Origin of the sequence: Micromonospora sp. NPDC047738, from assembly GCF_040642675.1 — a bacterium.
Lineage (GTDB): Bacteria > Actinomycetota > Actinomycetes > Mycobacteriales > Micromonosporaceae > Micromonospora.
Map to the genome: position 1 here is coordinate 93,400 of NZ_JBEYSO010000018.1, position 14,509 is coordinate 107,908.

At 68.8% G+C, this 14,509-nt stretch carries 13 protein-coding genes and 3 pseudogenes; 8 read left to right on the plus strand and 8 right to left on the minus strand.

The window, feature by feature from the left end:
- Positions 1–206 precede the first annotated feature (206 nt).
- The 3 genes and pseudogenes from ABZ783_RS24810 (at position 207) to ABZ783_RS24820 (ending at position 1,379) form a co-directional block, all read left to right on the plus strand.
- Positions 207–518, plus strand: a complete 312-nt coding sequence (locus ABZ783_RS24810) for a transposase (RefSeq protein WP_357442074.1) — start codon at positions 207–209, stop codon at positions 516–518.
- Positions 515–1,108 (plus strand): annotated as a pseudogene (locus tag ABZ783_RS24815) (IS3 family transposase); the annotation flags it as partial. The gene ABZ783_RS24810 and the pseudogene ABZ783_RS24815, both read left to right, overlap by 4 nt.
- A gap of 133 nt (positions 1,109–1,241) precedes the next feature.
- Entirely contained in the window at positions 1,242–1,379 is a 138-nt protein-coding gene (locus ABZ783_RS24820) for an integrase core domain-containing protein (protein WP_357442125.1), read from the plus strand.
- Positions 1,380–1,486: 107 nt separating this feature from the next.
- Here ABZ783_RS24820 and ABZ783_RS24825 read toward each other — a convergent pair.
- Together ABZ783_RS24825 and ABZ783_RS24830 are read right to left on the minus strand one after the other, a co-directional pair.
- Positions 1,487–1,782: pseudogene (locus ABZ783_RS24825) on the minus strand (kinase); the annotation flags it as partial.
- A 12-nt stretch (positions 1,783–1,794) separates the two neighbouring features.
- The gene (locus ABZ783_RS24830; protein WP_357442126.1) at positions 1,795–3,681 is read right to left on the minus strand and encodes an ATP-binding cassette domain-containing protein; all 1,887 of its coding nucleotides are present in this window, start codon (positions 3,679–3,681) and stop codon (positions 1,795–1,797) included.
- 795 nt (positions 3,682–4,476) lie between these two features.
- Here ABZ783_RS24830 and ABZ783_RS24835 point away from each other — a divergent pair.
- Entirely contained in the window at positions 4,477–5,826 is a 1,350-nt protein-coding gene (locus ABZ783_RS24835; protein ID WP_357442075.1) for a helix-turn-helix transcriptional regulator, read from the plus strand.
- Positions 5,823–6,491 carry a 2'-5' RNA ligase family protein gene (locus ABZ783_RS24840; protein ID WP_357442076.1) on the plus strand — a complete coding sequence of 223 codons (669 nt, stop codon included), beginning with the start codon at positions 5,823–5,825 and terminating at the stop codon, positions 6,489–6,491. The genes ABZ783_RS24835 and ABZ783_RS24840 overlap by 4 nt, the downstream gene beginning before the upstream one ends.
- A 49-nt stretch (positions 6,492–6,540) precedes the next feature.
- Here the strand turns inward: ABZ783_RS24840 and ABZ783_RS24845 are convergent.
- The 5 genes and pseudogenes from ABZ783_RS24845 to ABZ783_RS24865 all read right to left on the minus strand — a co-directional run.
- Positions 6,541–6,687 (minus strand): annotated as a pseudogene (locus ABZ783_RS24845) (IS256 family transposase); the annotation flags it as partial.
- A 214-nt stretch (positions 6,688–6,901) separates the two neighbouring features.
- Positions 6,902–7,795 (minus strand): ribokinase, encoded by an 894-nt coding sequence (locus ABZ783_RS24850; RefSeq protein WP_357442077.1) that lies wholly within the window; start codon positions 7,793–7,795, stop codon positions 6,902–6,904.
- Complete coding sequence (locus ABZ783_RS24855; RefSeq protein ID WP_357442078.1) at positions 7,792–9,225, minus strand: helix-turn-helix transcriptional regulator; 1,434 nt, start codon at positions 9,223–9,225, stop codon at positions 7,792–7,794. Before ABZ783_RS24855 ends, ABZ783_RS24850 begins: the two co-directional genes overlap by 4 nt.
- Positions 9,226–9,435: 210 nt before the next feature.
- Positions 9,436–10,410, minus strand: a complete 975-nt coding sequence (locus tag ABZ783_RS24860) for an aminoglycoside phosphotransferase (RefSeq protein ID WP_357442079.1) — start codon at positions 10,408–10,410, stop codon at positions 9,436–9,438.
- The gene (locus ABZ783_RS24865; RefSeq protein WP_357442080.1) at positions 10,407–10,994 is read right to left on the minus strand and encodes a metal-dependent phosphohydrolase; all 588 of its coding nucleotides are present in this window, start codon (positions 10,992–10,994) and stop codon (positions 10,407–10,409) included. Before ABZ783_RS24865 ends, ABZ783_RS24860 begins: the two co-directional genes overlap by 4 nt.
- 36 nt (positions 10,995–11,030) lie before the next feature.
- Between ABZ783_RS24865 and ABZ783_RS24870 the strand changes: the two genes are divergently transcribed.
- A complete protein-coding gene (locus ABZ783_RS24870) occupies positions 11,031–11,477 on the plus strand; it encodes a hypothetical protein (protein ID WP_357442081.1) in 447 nt (148 codons plus the stop codon).
- Here the strand turns inward: ABZ783_RS24870 and ABZ783_RS24875 are convergent.
- Positions 11,467–12,081, minus strand: coding sequence for a hypothetical protein (locus tag ABZ783_RS24875; RefSeq protein ID WP_357442082.1), 615 nt, complete (start codon positions 12,079–12,081; stop codon positions 11,467–11,469). The genes ABZ783_RS24870 and ABZ783_RS24875 overlap by 11 nt on opposite strands.
- Before the next feature lie 524 nt (positions 12,082–12,605).
- Here ABZ783_RS24875 and ABZ783_RS24880 point away from each other — a divergent pair.
- The gene (locus ABZ783_RS24880; protein WP_357442083.1) at positions 12,606–12,887 is read left to right on the plus strand and encodes a hypothetical protein; all 282 of its coding nucleotides are present in this window, start codon (positions 12,606–12,608) and stop codon (positions 12,885–12,887) included.
- An 11-nt stretch (positions 12,888–12,898) separates the two neighbouring features.
- On the plus strand, positions 12,899–14,341 hold the full coding sequence (locus tag ABZ783_RS24885; protein ID WP_357442127.1) for an amino acid permease: 1,443 nt from the start codon (positions 12,899–12,901) through the stop codon (positions 14,339–14,341).
- Positions 14,342–14,509 lie beyond the last annotated feature (168 nt).

A 14,509-nucleotide genomic window follows, 5' to 3' on the forward strand; every position in this document is an offset into this window, starting at 1 on the left:
CGCTATGGACGTCAAGATCCGTTGGCAGTCTCACCGACGGCGCTTGACTTTCCTCGTCCCGAGCGGCCAGCGCCGACTCTCCCCTGCTGCGCCTCCCAGCCATCCCGTCGGCCTTCGTCCGCACACCCGTGGAGCGGGTTGAGGTTCCCCCGGTAGCTCGGAGACTTTCAAATCATGGTCTGATAGGCCCTGACCAGGAGGTTTTCGTGCCTTCCCCTCGTAAGTACCCGGACGAGCTGCGCCAGCGTGCCGTGCGGCTCTATCGGGAGTCCGACCCCAAACCGGTGATCAAGCGTCTGGCCGAGCAGCTCGGAGTGCATCCTGAGGCGCTGCGCAACTGGATCCGCCAGGACCAGGCTGATCACGGTGAGCGTTTCGACCAGCCCACCACCGCCGAGGCCGAGGAACTGCGCCGGCTCCGCAAAGAGGTCGCTGAGCTGCGCAGAGCCAACGAGATCCTCAAGGCCGCGTCCGCTTTTTTCGCATCGGAACTCGACCCGACCCGGCGACGGTCATGACGCTCGTGAGCGAGCTGCGCGACCGCTTCGGGGTCGAGCCCGTCCTCCGGGTCCTGAACATCGCGCCGTCGACCTACTACGGCTGGGCCGCCCGCGAGACCACGCCCGGCCCGCGGAAGGTAGAGGACCGCGGGCTGCTGTCGGAGATCGTCGACATCCACGACCGGTCCGGGCAGACGTATGGCAGCCCGCGTGTGCACGCCACCCTCGCCCGCCGGGGCATCCGCGTCGGCCGTAAACGGGTCGAGCGGCTGATGCGCAAACACGACCTGCAGGGCGCGTTCCTGCGCCGAGGTTGGCGCGGCGGGTCCACGAAGCAGAACCCGAAGGCCGAACCGGCGCCGGACCTGGTCAACCGGAACTTCACCGCCGACGCACCGAACCGGCTGTGGGTGGCCGACGCGACCCGCATCGCCTGCGGTGACGGCGTGTTGTGGCTGGCCGCGGTCCGCGACGCGTTCGCCAACCGCATCGTGGGCTGGAAGACCTCCGACCGGTGCAACACCGACCTCGTCCTGGGCGCCCTCGAGTACGGGATCTGGTCACGCGACGTGCGTGACGGACAGCTGATCCACCACTCGGACCGCGGGTCGACGGGCAGTACACGTCGTTCCGGTTCACCACCCACCTCGTCGACGCCGGCATCGACGCCTCCATCGGCACCGTCGGCGACGCCCTCGACATGTGGGTCGCCGAAGGCCTCACCCACCGCTCAACGCGCTGATGGAATCCACCGTCGGCCTGTACAAGACCGAACTGATCAAACCGAGGCGGCCGTGGCACAGCCTCGCCCAGGTAGAACTGGCCACGGCTGAATGGGTCGACTGGTACAACCCCACCGGCGCTTGCACTCCGCCATGAACTACCTGCCGCCGGCCGAATACGAATCGATGTTCTACGCTTACAACCAGCCCGACCAGCAAGCCCTGGTCACAGTCTGAGGACTCCACGAGACTCGGGGCGGTCCAATCGCGAAGCCGGGAGAGCATGTCGCGGTAGCGGCTGGTGTGCAGGATGCCTTCGAGCAAGACGTGGTAGCCGTGGTCGAGGCAGAACCGTCCTGCTCAATCAACCTCGACGCTAGGCCGCCGGGTTTGTCGCGCTCGCGAAGCAGAATGCGGCGTAGGTGGTCTTGCTCGACGAGGGCGCAGCCTCGGCCGTGGCCGCGCCGTAGGTGTCGGGCGATGGTGCTCTTGCCCGCACCGGAGTTGCCCCTGATACAGATCAGGATCGTCTCGTTCGTGCCGGCCGTAGTGATCGTCATCATTCTTGTCCTTTAGGCCGACGTCGCTTGACGGGGCAGCGTCTCAGACGTCGCTGTGGTGGTGTCATAGCCAGCGGCCTGGAGGGTGAAAAGCTCCGCGTACCGGCCCCCGGCGGCCATTAGCTCGTCGTGGCTGCCGGCCTCGACGAGCCGGCCGTGATGCAGGACGTAGATCTGGTCCGCGTGGCGAACGTTGGCGAGCCGGTGGGTGATGAGGATGGTGGTGGCGCGACCTTGCCGGTCGCGGATGGCTTGGAAGAGGGCATCCTCGGCGCGCGGGTCGAGCGCGGACGACGGCTCGTCCATGATGAGCAGTTCAGCGTCGCGGAGGAACCCGCGAGCGGCGGTGATGCGTTGCCACTGTCCGCCGGACAGATCCTGGCCGTTGGCGAAGGTGCGGTCGAGCAGTGTTTCGTACCCGTGCGGCAGCTCGGTGATCATGTTGTGGGCGACTGCCCGTTCGGCAGCGGCCTCAATGCGCGCCTGGCTGGGCTCGGTGCCGATGTTACCGATGGCGATGTTCGTCGCGGCGGTGAAGGGCCACTTGTGGTATTCCTGGGTGACGACCGCGATGCGGGCTCGCAGCGCGTCGGCGTCCCAGTCCGACAGGCGCCGGCCGTTCCAGTCAATAGTTCCCGCAGTGGGAGTCCGGAGCGTGGCGATCATCGCGGCGAGCGTGGACTTGCCGGAGCCGTTCTCGCCGACGAACGCCACGGTCTGCCCCGCCTGGATCGTCAGCGTCACCTCGTCGACGGCGGGGGTGTCTCGGTCGGGGTAGCACAAGCTCACCTCCTCGACGCTCAGCTCGCGTAGCCGGTCCGGGGCCGCGCTCGCGGCCCGGGTGGTCTCGTCGGGCAGGTAGGCGACGGCCCGGGTCATGAACCCGGTGTAGTCGCGGAAGTGCTGGCCTTCGGTGTAGACGCGATCGACCTGGAACGTGACAACGGCCAGCGAACGCTGCGCTGACTGCACCGCCACCACACAGGTCGCGGCGGCGGCGAGCGGGATCTGCCCGTCGACCAGCAGCAGCCCAAGCAGCACGTAGACCACGGCGGTGGCCACGCCCGCGATCATCGACCCCACGGTGGTGGTCGTGGTGACCCGCCTGGCAAGGGCGAGCTGGATGCCGGTCTCCACGCCCATGACCCGGTCGTACTGGTCCAGCAGAAAGCGGCGTAGCCCGTAGGAGCGCAGCTCGGGTGCGGAGTCCCGTTCGGCCATCAGGCGGTGCAGCAGCCACAACCGGCGCCGGCGGACCGAGCCGGCCGCATAGGTCTGGTAGCGCAGGTGTCCGGCCCGCAGTGACGCCCAGGCGTTCGGCACTGTGGCTACCAGCAGCGCCGCCAGAAGCAGCGGGTGGATCACCACGACGGCGACGGCTACCGCGAGCAGCCCGGCCAGCCCGGCGAGGAGGTTGATCGACGACTGCACCAGGGACGTCGTGGAGTCTGCGCCGCGGGAGGCGCGTTCCATGTCGTCGGCGAACGCGTCGGCGTCGAACGCCTCCAGTCGCACGGCGGTGGTGACCTCGAATAGCCCCCGCTCCACGTCTCGGTCTACCTTCGGGTTTAGGCCGTTTTGGGCGTATCCCGTGGCGGTGGCCATGCCAGCGCGTAGCGCCGTCGCGGCGGCCAGCGCCGTCAGTGCCGGCAGCGCGGCGACCACCTTGTCTGCTGTCGGTCCCCCCGCGAAAAGCTCTACCAGCACCCGCTGCGTGGCGAGGAGTCCGAATCCTGCCATCATCCCCGCCCCGACCGTGGTCGCCGCCACCACGAGCGTGCGGACCCGGTCGGCACGCCAGCTGACCCGTAGTGCGGCCCAGACCAGCCGGGGAAGTTCGGCGAACACGGCGAACAAGCCGGCCTGTGCCCGTGCCCGCACTCCCGTCTCCCACCACATCGCCCGCAACTCCGGCAGCACTGATTCCACCGGCGATGAGCCTGGTCGTTCAGCGGCGGTGTCTCGCACGGTCGTGGTCGTGGTTTTTGCCATGGAGATACCTCCCGGGGGTTAGCGGACGTGCAGTGGTGCACGGGGTCGCCGGCGATTGGCGACCGATAATCCACACCAGTGGCTTGCAGTGTCCACCTCGGCGCTGACAGTTATTGCAATGGATGTGGCGGGCGGCGCCTGACGAGCGACAGACGTCGGCGGCGGGCTGAGCCGGATCGGGCCACCCGGGCTCAATGTCCCGGCTCGCGCAGCTGTTCAGAGCTTCGGCGTAGCCGACAAGGCAGCAGCAGAGGCAGGAGCCGTGCAGTCCTCCACCTGGTCACACCATGACCGGCTCGACCAGCAGAACCCGCATTGCGGATTGGTGAGAAACAGTCTGGCGGCCATCCCCTTGCGGGGCAGGCCGGCGGTGAAGTCGGCGCATCCGGAAGGCATGAGTGGACCCTACGAGCCTCGGGTCCCACACGCCCTCGACACCGCGCGCCGACATTGTCGGCAGACGTCGGCACCAACTCCGACAAAACTTTGACACCGTCACGGTCTGACCCGGCCGCCGCTGATCTCGACAGCTCGCACGCGGCGACAACGGCGGTGGCCTGCGTGTATGCCGCCGCCAGCGCCCGCTGCGCCCGCAGTCGACACCCCGATATGCAGGGCCCTGACGGTCCGGGACGTTCACAGGCGGCAGCTATGGTCTAGGCGCATCGTGACCACAGCTTCTGCACGATGGGGGGAGCAGCGATGGCCGACAATGACGAGGTGAAGGCCGCCCGGCGTGACCTCGGCCGCCAGCTCGCGCAGCTGCGCAAGGCCGCCGGTCACACTCAGCACGGCTTCGCGCGGCTCGTGCAGTATGGCCGTAGCTCCGTTGCGAACACCGAGACCGGCCACCAGTACCCCGACCGTGCGTTCTGGACGCGCTGCGACACCATCTTGCAGACCGGGGGCGTTCTCGCCGAGGAGTACGACCGCATCGCCGAGTGTGCCCGGCAGCAGCGCCGCCGATCCGCGATCCACGGGACCGCTCCCTGGCCGGTGGCCGCCACCCACACCCGCCCCGACGCCCCCGGCGCCGACGACGGATCGGCCCTTTGGGAGCACGAGGGCAGCATCGGTGCCCGTCGGCTGGCGCTGAAGTCCTGCAACGACGATGATGCCCGGCTGGCGTACCTCGAAGACGAGGTTGGTCGGGCGGTCACCGACAATGAGCGGCTCACCCCGGCTGTTCTATTGGCGCGCATGCGACCGCTGCGGCCTTACGTCGACCAGCTCATGGGTGGCCGTCAGCACCCACCGCATCGCGTCCGGCTCTACGGCGTCGCGGCCCACATGTCCGGGCTCCTCGGCACTCTTGCGCTGGATCTCGGCGCGTTCCGCGTCGCGCACGCCTACGCCGCCGAAGCGTTCGACCTCGCCGACGCGGCGCAACAGCGCGATGTGCAGGCCTGGGCACGCGCCACGCAAAGCCTTATCGCCTTCTATGCCGGCGACTTCCACGACGCGCTGGCCTACGCCCAAGACGGCCTGTGCCGCGCTGGCACTGGCCCGCACAGCATCCGCCTCACGATCAACGGCAAGGCGCGGGCCCTCGCGCGTCTCGGCGACCGGTACGGCGTGGACAAGGCCGTCGACCAGGCGTTCACCGCGTTATCCGACTATCCGTCCGGCTCCCAGGTCAGCGCGAGCCTCGCCCTCGGCCCGTACTGTCAGGCGAGGACAGCAGCCAACGCAGCAACCGCTTACCTGGCCCTCGGCTGCGGCACGGACGTCACCACACACCTGACCACCGCCATTGACGCGTTCGACGCGGCAGCTCTCCGCGGCCCGCAAGCCCTCAGTCGCCTCGACCTGGCCACCGCGCATCTACGCGGCGACAACCCCGAACCCGAGCAGGCCAGCTCGCTGGCGCTGGAAGCCCTCACCCTCACCGCAGACCAGCGCTACGAGTCGGTCAACCAGCGGGCGCGTCAGTTCCTCGCCACCGCGCGGCCGTTCGCCCAGCAGCCGCAACTGCGGCAAGTCGCGGAGCTGCTCTACAACCGCACTCAGATCGGCGCTCGGACGCCGCCGGCCCTACCATCTCCCTCATGAGTAGCCGGGAGCTGGCAAGCCTAGACCAACGCTGGACCGCCTACCAGGAGCTGCCTGAACTCACCGAGCACTGGTACTGGCGCCCGGGCTGGCGAGCCGACCGCCAGTTCTACACCTGGCACCTCACCTTTGAAGATCAACCTGAGCTCCATCAGCTCGTCACCTATCTGCAGAGCCAGTTGTCGCTGCCCGGGCTCGACCTGGTGGCACTCGATGGCCTGCACCTCACCATGCAGGGCCTCGGGTTCACCGATGAGGTCAGCGACAAAGACCTCGACGCCATCGTCGGGGAGGCCCGTGAACGCTGTGCCAGCCTGCCACCCCTGGAACTGTCCCTTGGTCCTGTCGATCCCGACGCCGAAGGAATCGGCCTCCTGATCCAACCTTGGGACCAGGTCGAACGACTCCGCGCGAGCATCAGAGAAGCTATCGGTGCCGTGTGGAAGACCGTGCCGGAAGCCGCGCAGGGATTCCGGCCGCACGTCACCATCGCCTACAGCGGCTCAGCGGCACCGACCGGCCCAATCCGGGACCGGCTCGCCGAACTGCGCCACCAGCCCCCCGCCACGGCGAGGATCAATGAAGTCCCGCTGATCGCGCTACGACGCGAAGGCCGTACCTACCGCTGGGCAACGGTTGCCACGGTACGACTGACCGGGAGTTAACCCTGGACGAGATATCGAAGCGAGCGCCGGCAGCCCCGCGCGGCAGTGCACGGCGGTGGGTCAGCAGCCAGTCCGGGAAGTAAGAGCCGCACCGCAGCTTCGAGATCGATGTGCCGTCGCGGGTGTCCCACCCGCTGCGGTAACCGTTAAGGGACTTCACTCGCTCCTCGCTGCGCTGCCCGTAGGAGGACGGGCAGCGACGTGACGCTATCTCGCTGCTGGATGACGTTGTTCCCCAGCCCTGCTGGGCGCAGCAGATCCTCCGCGGTCGAGCGCCCTCAGCCGCAGGATGAGCTCCCGCAGCCCGCGGGCTTGGTGGGTCCTTGAGCTTTGCGGACGACGCCGACTGCCATCCGCGCCAGCCGTCTGCCGATCGAACGTCGCTCCGCATTGCTTTCGGCGCGCTGCGCTCACCCAATAGTGCTGCGTTGGGCTCCGGCGTGTTGTACCGCTGCGGATCCGACGTGAACGGCGGTGGTGATGGCGTCGGACAGTGGGACACGTCGTGCCAGGTCGAGGGCTAGGGATCCGAGGAATGCGTCGCCGGCTCCCGTGGTGTCGACGACCGGCACGGGGGGTGCCGGTACTCTGCCTGAGCCGCGCGAGTCAGCGTAGGCGGCGCCGTGCGCGCCTGCGGTGATGACGACGATGCGGGGCCCGAGTTGTCGCAACTCGGCGGCTGCGGTGAGCGGGTCGTCGTTGGTTGTGTGCAGGATGGCGGCGGCTTCGTGTTGGTTGACCACCAGGACGTCGAGGTGCCGCAGCAGGGCCTTGTCGAGGTCCGGGTGGGGGACGAGATTGCCGATGATGATCGGTGCAGGCCGGCGGCGCAGCAGCGCGGTGACCGGCTCGGGTGGCAGGTCGAGTTGAACAACAAAGGCTTGTGCGTCGATGGCGTCGGAGGCGTGCTGAATGTCGTCGGCGGTGAGTTCGGTCGCGGGTGAGAGAGCGAGGGTGATGTAACTTTCCCCATCGGGCGTGACTTCGATGATGGCCGCCCCTGTGGTCGCCTCAGGCAGAAGCGTGAGGTGGCGGGTGTCGACGCCGGCGTCAGCTAGGGCTGCCGCGATCTGATGGCCCCAGCTGTCAGCGCCGACGTTGGCGATCAGGCAGCATCGTCCTCCGCGGCGGGCTGCGGCAATGGTTTGGTTGAGGCTTTTGCCGCCGGGACTGGCCGTCAGGGACGTGGCGAAGGTGGTACGTCCCGGGGTTGCTCGACGTGGCACTTGGGCGGTCAGGTCGATGTTGGCCCGGCCGACGAAGGCGACGTCAACGCTGCCTCTGGGGCTTTTTTGGTCGGTCATGTCGTGTGTGGGGAAGCGGCCAGCGCGGCGTGTAGGTCCGCCACGCCCGGCTCTGCGGGGAATGTTTTCGTGAGGTGGCAGCCGACGGCGGCGACCTCACGACTGGTGCGCGCCGATTGTGTGAGGTGGGCCAGCTCGAGTGCGGTCAGGCCGGTGGTGGCGGCGCGCTCAGGTTCGCCAGCAGCGGCGTATGCGGCTGCGGTTCGTGCGAGGTACAGGCCGCGCTCCCGTCGGTAGGATTCCGGCCACGCGTCGAGGGCTCGGTCGAAGCACGTGATAGCGGCGTGGGGTTGCCCCAGGCGACGCCACCCGTCGCCTTCCTGCGCCCACACGTACGGAACGGTGCAGAAGGAGCCGAGGTCGCCGTCGTCTGCGGGGGCACTCGCGACGAGGTGGTGCGCGTCGTCGATCGCGGCCTGGAAGGCGCTGGTGTTGCCTGCGATGACGTGGCCGTGCGCGCGTTGCAGCGCGGCGAAGGCCCGGACTGGCGCCTGGGCACTGCCGCTGCGGTCGGCCGCGCGGGCGAGTCCGAGCACACGGTCCCGGTCGGTGGCCTCGGCAGCGCGTTGCGCCATGCGGGCGAACACGTAGGCGGTGAACTCCGCGTCGCCAGCTTCCTGCGCCATGGTCAAGGCCTGCGCGAGCCACCAGTCACCAGCGGCACGGTCGCCGAGGTCGTCGCTGAGCCAGCCGGCGAACTCCGCCCACCGCGCCTCGGTGCGCAGGAACGCGTCGTGCAGGCCACCCCGGGCAGCTCTGCGGAAGCCAGCGATGTGGCCGAGTTGCTGCCGGGCCGTCGGCAGGATCGCCGCGGCGCCGACGCGGTTGTCGGACTCGACGAGAACGGACCGCAGCACCGCGAAGTGCTCGACGAGGGCAGGATCGACGCGGACCGTGTCCGCCCAGAGCGCGACGTCCACACCGGCAAACGGTGCCATCAGGCTGCCAGACACCGCGTGCAAGAGTGCGCGACGGCTGAGCTGAACGCGCTGCGGTCGTCCCTCGATCATCACCGTCACGATAGTCGTATCGTCAGCCGCAGTGCTGTGCGCTGAGGCAATCTCATCCGCCGCGCCGGCCTGAACATCGCAGGCGGGAAGTGTGGGGTCGGTCTGCGCGGAGGCGACTGATGCCGTGGACGCAATGGCGCTCTTGCGCTGGTAGTTCCTCTGAAGGGCGACGACTCGGTCGTAGCTGGTGGCGAGGATACCGCCGGTCTGCAGGACCTCGTCACAGCGTTCCCAGAAGGTGCGGTCCGGGCGCTGGCGCCCGGTTTCGGCATTGGCGATCGTGCTGCGGGCCGAAATGGTCTTCGGCGCGAGGGAGTGCTGCGTGTACCCAGCAGCCTTACGGAACTCGGAAAGTTGCTTTCCGAGAGCTCGCCATGCCTCGCCCACATCGTTAGGGCCTGTCATCGCCGCCTCCCTCACCGTCTGAGCACCTCTACGGTGCGCAGCAGCGCATCGAACACCGTCGAGGAGTTCATCGATGCCGTGTGGTGGCAGTCACCCTACCCTGCGGTCGCGGGCGCGGGATCGCCTGCGCGGCGTTTCCAATAGATGGGGACCGTTCCGGCTTGGAAGCGTTTCAGAATTCGTGGCTGGGACGGACTTGTTTCCGAGCGACAACCATGAGGCGCTTCACGAGGGCCTGCCCGCTTCCATTGAACGCCAGCTGGTGGTGGCCGGTAGCGCCGCGAGCAACTGCGTGGCTCCCAACAGCTGGCGCAGGACGATCTGGTGGTGGCGTTCGTCGGTGTCGGGCCGGTGGTGGCCGGTTGCGGCGGTGGTCAGATACCACCAGGCGGCCCATACCCGGTGCCAGCCGAGCGCCCACTGTGCTGCGGGGAGGCCGCCTCGGTCGGTTGCCGCGTCGGGTTGGCCGCCGACGCTGATGTAGTTATGGATGAGTCGGGCGAGACTGGCGGGTTTGGCAGGGGTGCGGGTGCCGAACCAGGTGGCCAGGTCGAGGAGCCCGGGGCCGGTGAAGGCTTTTGCCCAGTCGACGAGGTGGCATCCGGTTCGGCTGACGTGCAGTGAGGTGAGGTGGAACTCGCCGTGACACAGCCCGAAGGGCGGCCGTTCGGCACCGTCCGCCCTTCTTCGCGCGACCTTGGCCAGCTTCTGCAGCAGTTCCTCGACAAGGTTGGTGTTGAGGAAACGTGCCTGCTGTCGAAGAGCGGCGAGCGCGTCGAGTGCCTGTTCTGGCAGGCGCGCCAACGCTGCCTGGTCGAACGTCGGCAGCATGCTCAGAGGTGGGAGGGCGTGGACCTGGGCTGCGGTGGCGGCGGCTTCGGCCGCGGTCGGGGGTCGCAGCGGGTCGCCGAGGTCGTCCATCAGCATGCCCAGCGTCCCACGGCGTATCGCATAGCCGTGGAGCACAGGTACGTCCGCGTGTTGCTCGCCGAGTGCTCGCAGCACGGCGGCTTCCCCGGTGAAGGGTGCTACGGCGGCCTTGTACACGATGGTGCTGCCGTCTGCGAGGAACAGCCGCTCGACGGCGGACAGCTCCCACGCCTGGATGACCTGCCGCCCGGTCTGGACGTGCCCGGCGCCGGCGAGCAGGTCACGTCGCAGCCGGTCAACGGTGCACTGGTCGAGCCCGGGTGTGCTCACCGCGTGCTCCCGGTTCGAATGCAGGTGTCGATCCGTTCGAGCCGAGTGAGCGTGACGTCGAGGCGCGCCGACATGCTGGCCGGCACCCGAGAGTGCGCGGCCTGCTGGAATGCCCGGAAGTGCGGCAGCAACGCGCGCAACGCCGGCCGTCGGGCAAAGAAGTCGGACACGTTGCCGCTGGCGCGGGCGCGACGTAACAACGACCCGAGCGCGACGATCTTGTCCGCGGTGGACACGAGCAACACCGGCAGGTCGTCGACCCGCACGGGCGGGTCCGGCTCGTCGAGCGCGTGATGCTCGGCCTGCAGGGCGGCGATGATCCGCGGCACCTCCGACCCGTAACCGGCGGCGAGCACCTCGTAGATGTCCGGGGTCGCCGGGGCGAAGTCCGGGACGTCGTGCAGCAACGCCGCCGCGACCAGGGTGGGTGGTGTGTCGGGGAGATGCTCGCCGATCGTCACCGCGACCTTCACCGCGTGGGCCAGGGCGGGGTGGTCGTCGATGGTGTGCCCGGTGCACCATCGTCTGGCGTCCCGCAGCGCGTGGTCGATGATGATGGGCCGGGGTGGAGATAAGACCGTCATACCCTGATACCTCCTGATTGCCGTAGCATCGGCGCCATGCCTGGGCCGCTACCGCAGTGGTGTGAGCAGACGTGCGTCGTGTGTCCTGCCCAGCAGCTCGGGCCGGGCCAGTTCGACGTGGTCGACCGGCCCGGACCCGAGTTCGCCTACCACCCGGACATCGGCTGGCGGGTCACCGCAGACGGCGTCGCCGTCTGCGTTCACCCCTACCGGGTCGGGCTTCCACCCGGCCGGTACGCCTCACTCGGTGAACCGGTCCCCGTCGAGGCGCCGCGACCGGCACCGACTCCGGCGGCCCTTCAACTTCCTGCCGACGTGGTGGATCTGGAAGGCTGGCTCGTCGCTGTCCTGCGGGACGCGCCGCCGGAAGGGATCTTCGCTGCCGTCGCCCGCGCCGAACGGCTCGCCGGTGAACGGTTCGACCCGAAGCAGGTGGTGGCGGCCATGCGGCGGGTGCTGTCGGTGGAGCTGGCTAACCGCTGACCCCAACCGGCACGGCGGGCACCGGGCCTGGCTGGTCGAAGTCGAAGTCGTGGCTGCGGCCGTCGCGCCCGAGACCCGCCGCCTGGTAGTGGGCGTTGAGCTGATTCAGCCGCCGTGTCACCTCGGCGGAGTCCAGCCAGTACCGCAGCGGCTGCTCACCCCAGCCGGCGGCGGCGTAGTAGGCGTCGGTGACGCAGCCGCGGGTGTAGGTGAACTCCTCCAACTCCGTCGCGTGCGGGAACGCCACCCCCAGGTCGGTCTGCATCCGGGACATCAGGGTGAACTGTGCCAGCACCGCGTGGACCATCTCGTCCACCGGCGTCGGCACCAGCAGCTCCGCAGCCTCCTCGTCGCCGCCGGACAGCTCGAACACCGCCGCCTTCAGCGCCAGCACCCGCAGCGCCTCCACCAGCAGCGGCCCCGCGTCCCGCTCCAACGACCAGCGGCTGATCGCCGGATACCCGGTGAACGTCGCCCAGCAGCTGGAGTACTTCATCGACGAGCCGTGCAACCGGTCGAAGGCCGGGTGCCGCCGCATCTGGTCGAGGATCTCGGCGGCTCGACGGCCGACCTCTCCGACTTCCGGCATGGATGGATTTGCCATGACACTTCCCTCCTGCGGGACAGTGAGCATCGGGAGGCAACAACCATCCTGCGACGGCTGCTGCCCCTCACCGGTGGGCCCGAGCCCGGCGGTGACGCATACATCAAATGCTGTCGCTATCTATGTCGATAAGGCGTCGCAACGACCTCCGACAATCCCCCGACATTCGCGTTTGGCCCGGTCGGCACTGGTCACCGTAGCCGTGGTCGCCCAACCGCACGGACATGGTGATCGGACCGCGTCGAATCCGCAATCTCCGGCCGGCGGGATTGTCGGCGGCATGTCGGAACCGGCCGAATGGCTGGCCGACATCGTTTGCTCTCGTCTTTAGTCGCTCCATGCCGGGCGGACCAGAACGCACTGAGACGCCACGCCCGACGGTCTTCCGCAGTTACTGCTGGCTCCCCTTGGAGGAGAACCTCATGCTGTCCCTGACCAGGCTTAGTGCCTCACCCCCGCCCCCCTCCCCCAGCTTGGGGCGATGGTGGACGGCATTGGCAGGCGCCGCGGGTATTGGTGCCGCCGTGACTGACGCGGAAGGCGCGATGGCCGATGAGTTCATTTGGGGTTACGCACTCCGGCGTGAGTGGCCTGATGGTCGGCACGACCTGTTCGGGTTCACCCCCAATGCTGCCACCGCCCAACGGAGGCTCGACCGCGACGAGCGTTTCTGGCAGCCCGGCCCCGTGCGGCCGGTCGCGGTGTACATCGTGCCCGCCAACGCCGCCGATGTGCGACAGCACCCGGTGGACGGCTGCCGGAGTGTGTCGTGCCCGGATTCTCCGGAGCGGGGTGGGCGGCGGTGAGGTCGGCGTATGTGCAGGTGGCTCTGGCCCGACGGACGTTGACGCCGACCGGGTTGTGGGTATTGGGGGCGGCGGCGTCGGCGCCGATGGTGGTGCTCGCTGGCGGTATCCCCGCCACCTACGCGGCCACGCAGGTGACGGGCGTGCCGCTGGTGTTCCTGCTGGTCGGTGGCGTCGTGGGCCTGTTGGCGGTCGGCTACACGGCGATGGTGCGTCAGGTGGGGCATGCGGCGGCCTATTACGCGATCCTCGCGCACGGCTTGGGTCGTACGTGGGGTGTCGCCGCTGGTGTGGTCGCTCTGGTGGCCTACAACGCCATCCAGATCAGCCTGTACGGGCTGGTCGGTGCCACGATGGCCGCGCAGGTCGGCGGCACCTGGTGGGTGTGGGCGGGCATCGCCCTGACCATCGTCGGGGTCCTCGGTGTGCGGGCGATCGTGTTGTCGACCCGGGTGCTGGCCGTCGTGCTGGCCGCCTCGCTGCTCATCGTGGCGGTGTTCGTGGCGGGAGCGGTGGCGCAGCCCGCTGCCGGTGACCTGTCCTGGGAGGGTTTTGTCCCGGGGGGTATGGCGGTCAGCGGTATCGGTGGTGCGTTCGCGCTGTGTATGGCCGCGTTGATGGGGATCGACGCGTCGGCCTCCTTCGCCGAGGAAGTTGTGGACCGGCGGGCGATCAGCCGGGCCACGATCGGCGTCGTGGTTGCCCTCGCGGTGGTCTACTCGGCTGCCGCGTGGGCGATGGGGGTGGCGGTCGGGCCGGACAAGGTCGCCGCGGTCGCCGCTGACCGGGCGGCGGGGTTGCCGTTCTCGGTTCTGGAACGCGTCGGCGGTGTGTGGGCGTTGCTGGGCGAGATGATGCTGATCTTCGCGATCGTCACCTCGATGCTGGCGTTCCACAACGTCGTGGCCCGGTACGTGTTCGCCATGGCGCGCGAGGGAGTCCTGCCGTCCAGTCTCGCGCCTAGCAGTTCTGCGCGGGTCAGCGCTCCGCGTGGCGGGTCGCTGGTGCAGACCAGCATCGCGGTGGCGGTGGTGGGCGGGTTCGCTGTCACCGGCGCCGATCCCGTCGCCGCACTGTTCACGTGGCTGTCGACGCTGGGCGCGTTGGGGTTGCTGTGCCTGCTGCTCGGCGCGTCATGGGCTGCGGTGATGGCTCCGGCTGGTGTGCGCGGCGTCCGGCCTGGGGTGTGGTCGTGGACGGTCGCACCGTTGCTGGGCCTGCTTGGCGGGGTGGTGGTGCTGGGCGCGATGGTCTTCAACGTCGGCTCCCTGCTCGGTGCCGCGCGCGGGTCGCTGTACCCGTATCTGCTGCCGGGGATCGTTGTCGCCGCTGCCATTGTCGGCGCCGTGTGGGCAGGGCACCTGCGGCAGTCCCGCCCGGAGGTCTACTACGGCATCGGCCGTGGCACGCCGAAGACGCACGCCATCCCTGACGACATCAACGTCTCGATCTGAAGGGTGCGACGATGAGAACCCACGCGGCGATGCTGCCGGGCAGCCGGCACTACGGCGATGCATTGGACTCCGGCTGGCGACCGGAACAGACAGCGGCCGGTCCTCCTGCCGGCTCCCCCGGACCCGCAATCCACGTCCCGCCGCCCCACTACGGGACCGGCTACCCGG

Bases quoted from the DNA above. Each gene is read 5' to 3' on its own strand.
- ABZ783_RS24820 (WP_357442125.1), top strand. From the start codon at position 1,242: ATGGAATCCACCGTCGGCCTGTACAAGACCGAACTGATCAAACCGAGG.
- ABZ783_RS24830 (WP_357442126.1), bottom strand. From the start codon at position 3,681: ATGTGGTGGGAGACGGGAGTGCGGGCACGGGCACAGGCCGGCTTGTTC.
- ABZ783_RS24835 (WP_357442075.1), top strand. From the start codon at position 4,477: ATGGCCGACAATGACGAGGTGAAGGCCGCCCGGCGTGACCTCGGCCGC.
- ABZ783_RS24840 (WP_357442076.1), top strand. From the start codon at position 5,823: ATGAGTAGCCGGGAGCTGGCAAGCCTAGACCAACGCTGGACCGCCTAC.
- ABZ783_RS24850 (WP_357442077.1), bottom strand. From the start codon at position 7,795: ATGACCGACCAAAAAAGCCCCAGAGGCAGCGTTGACGTCGCCTTCGTC.
- ABZ783_RS24865 (WP_357442080.1), bottom strand. From the start codon at position 10,994: ATGACGGTCTTATCTCCACCCCGGCCCATCATCATCGACCACGCGCTG.
- ABZ783_RS24870 (WP_357442081.1), top strand. From the start codon at position 11,031: ATGCCTGGGCCGCTACCGCAGTGGTGTGAGCAGACGTGCGTCGTGTGT.
- ABZ783_RS24875 (WP_357442082.1), bottom strand. From the start codon at position 12,081: ATGGCAAATCCATCCATGCCGGAAGTCGGAGAGGTCGGCCGTCGAGCC.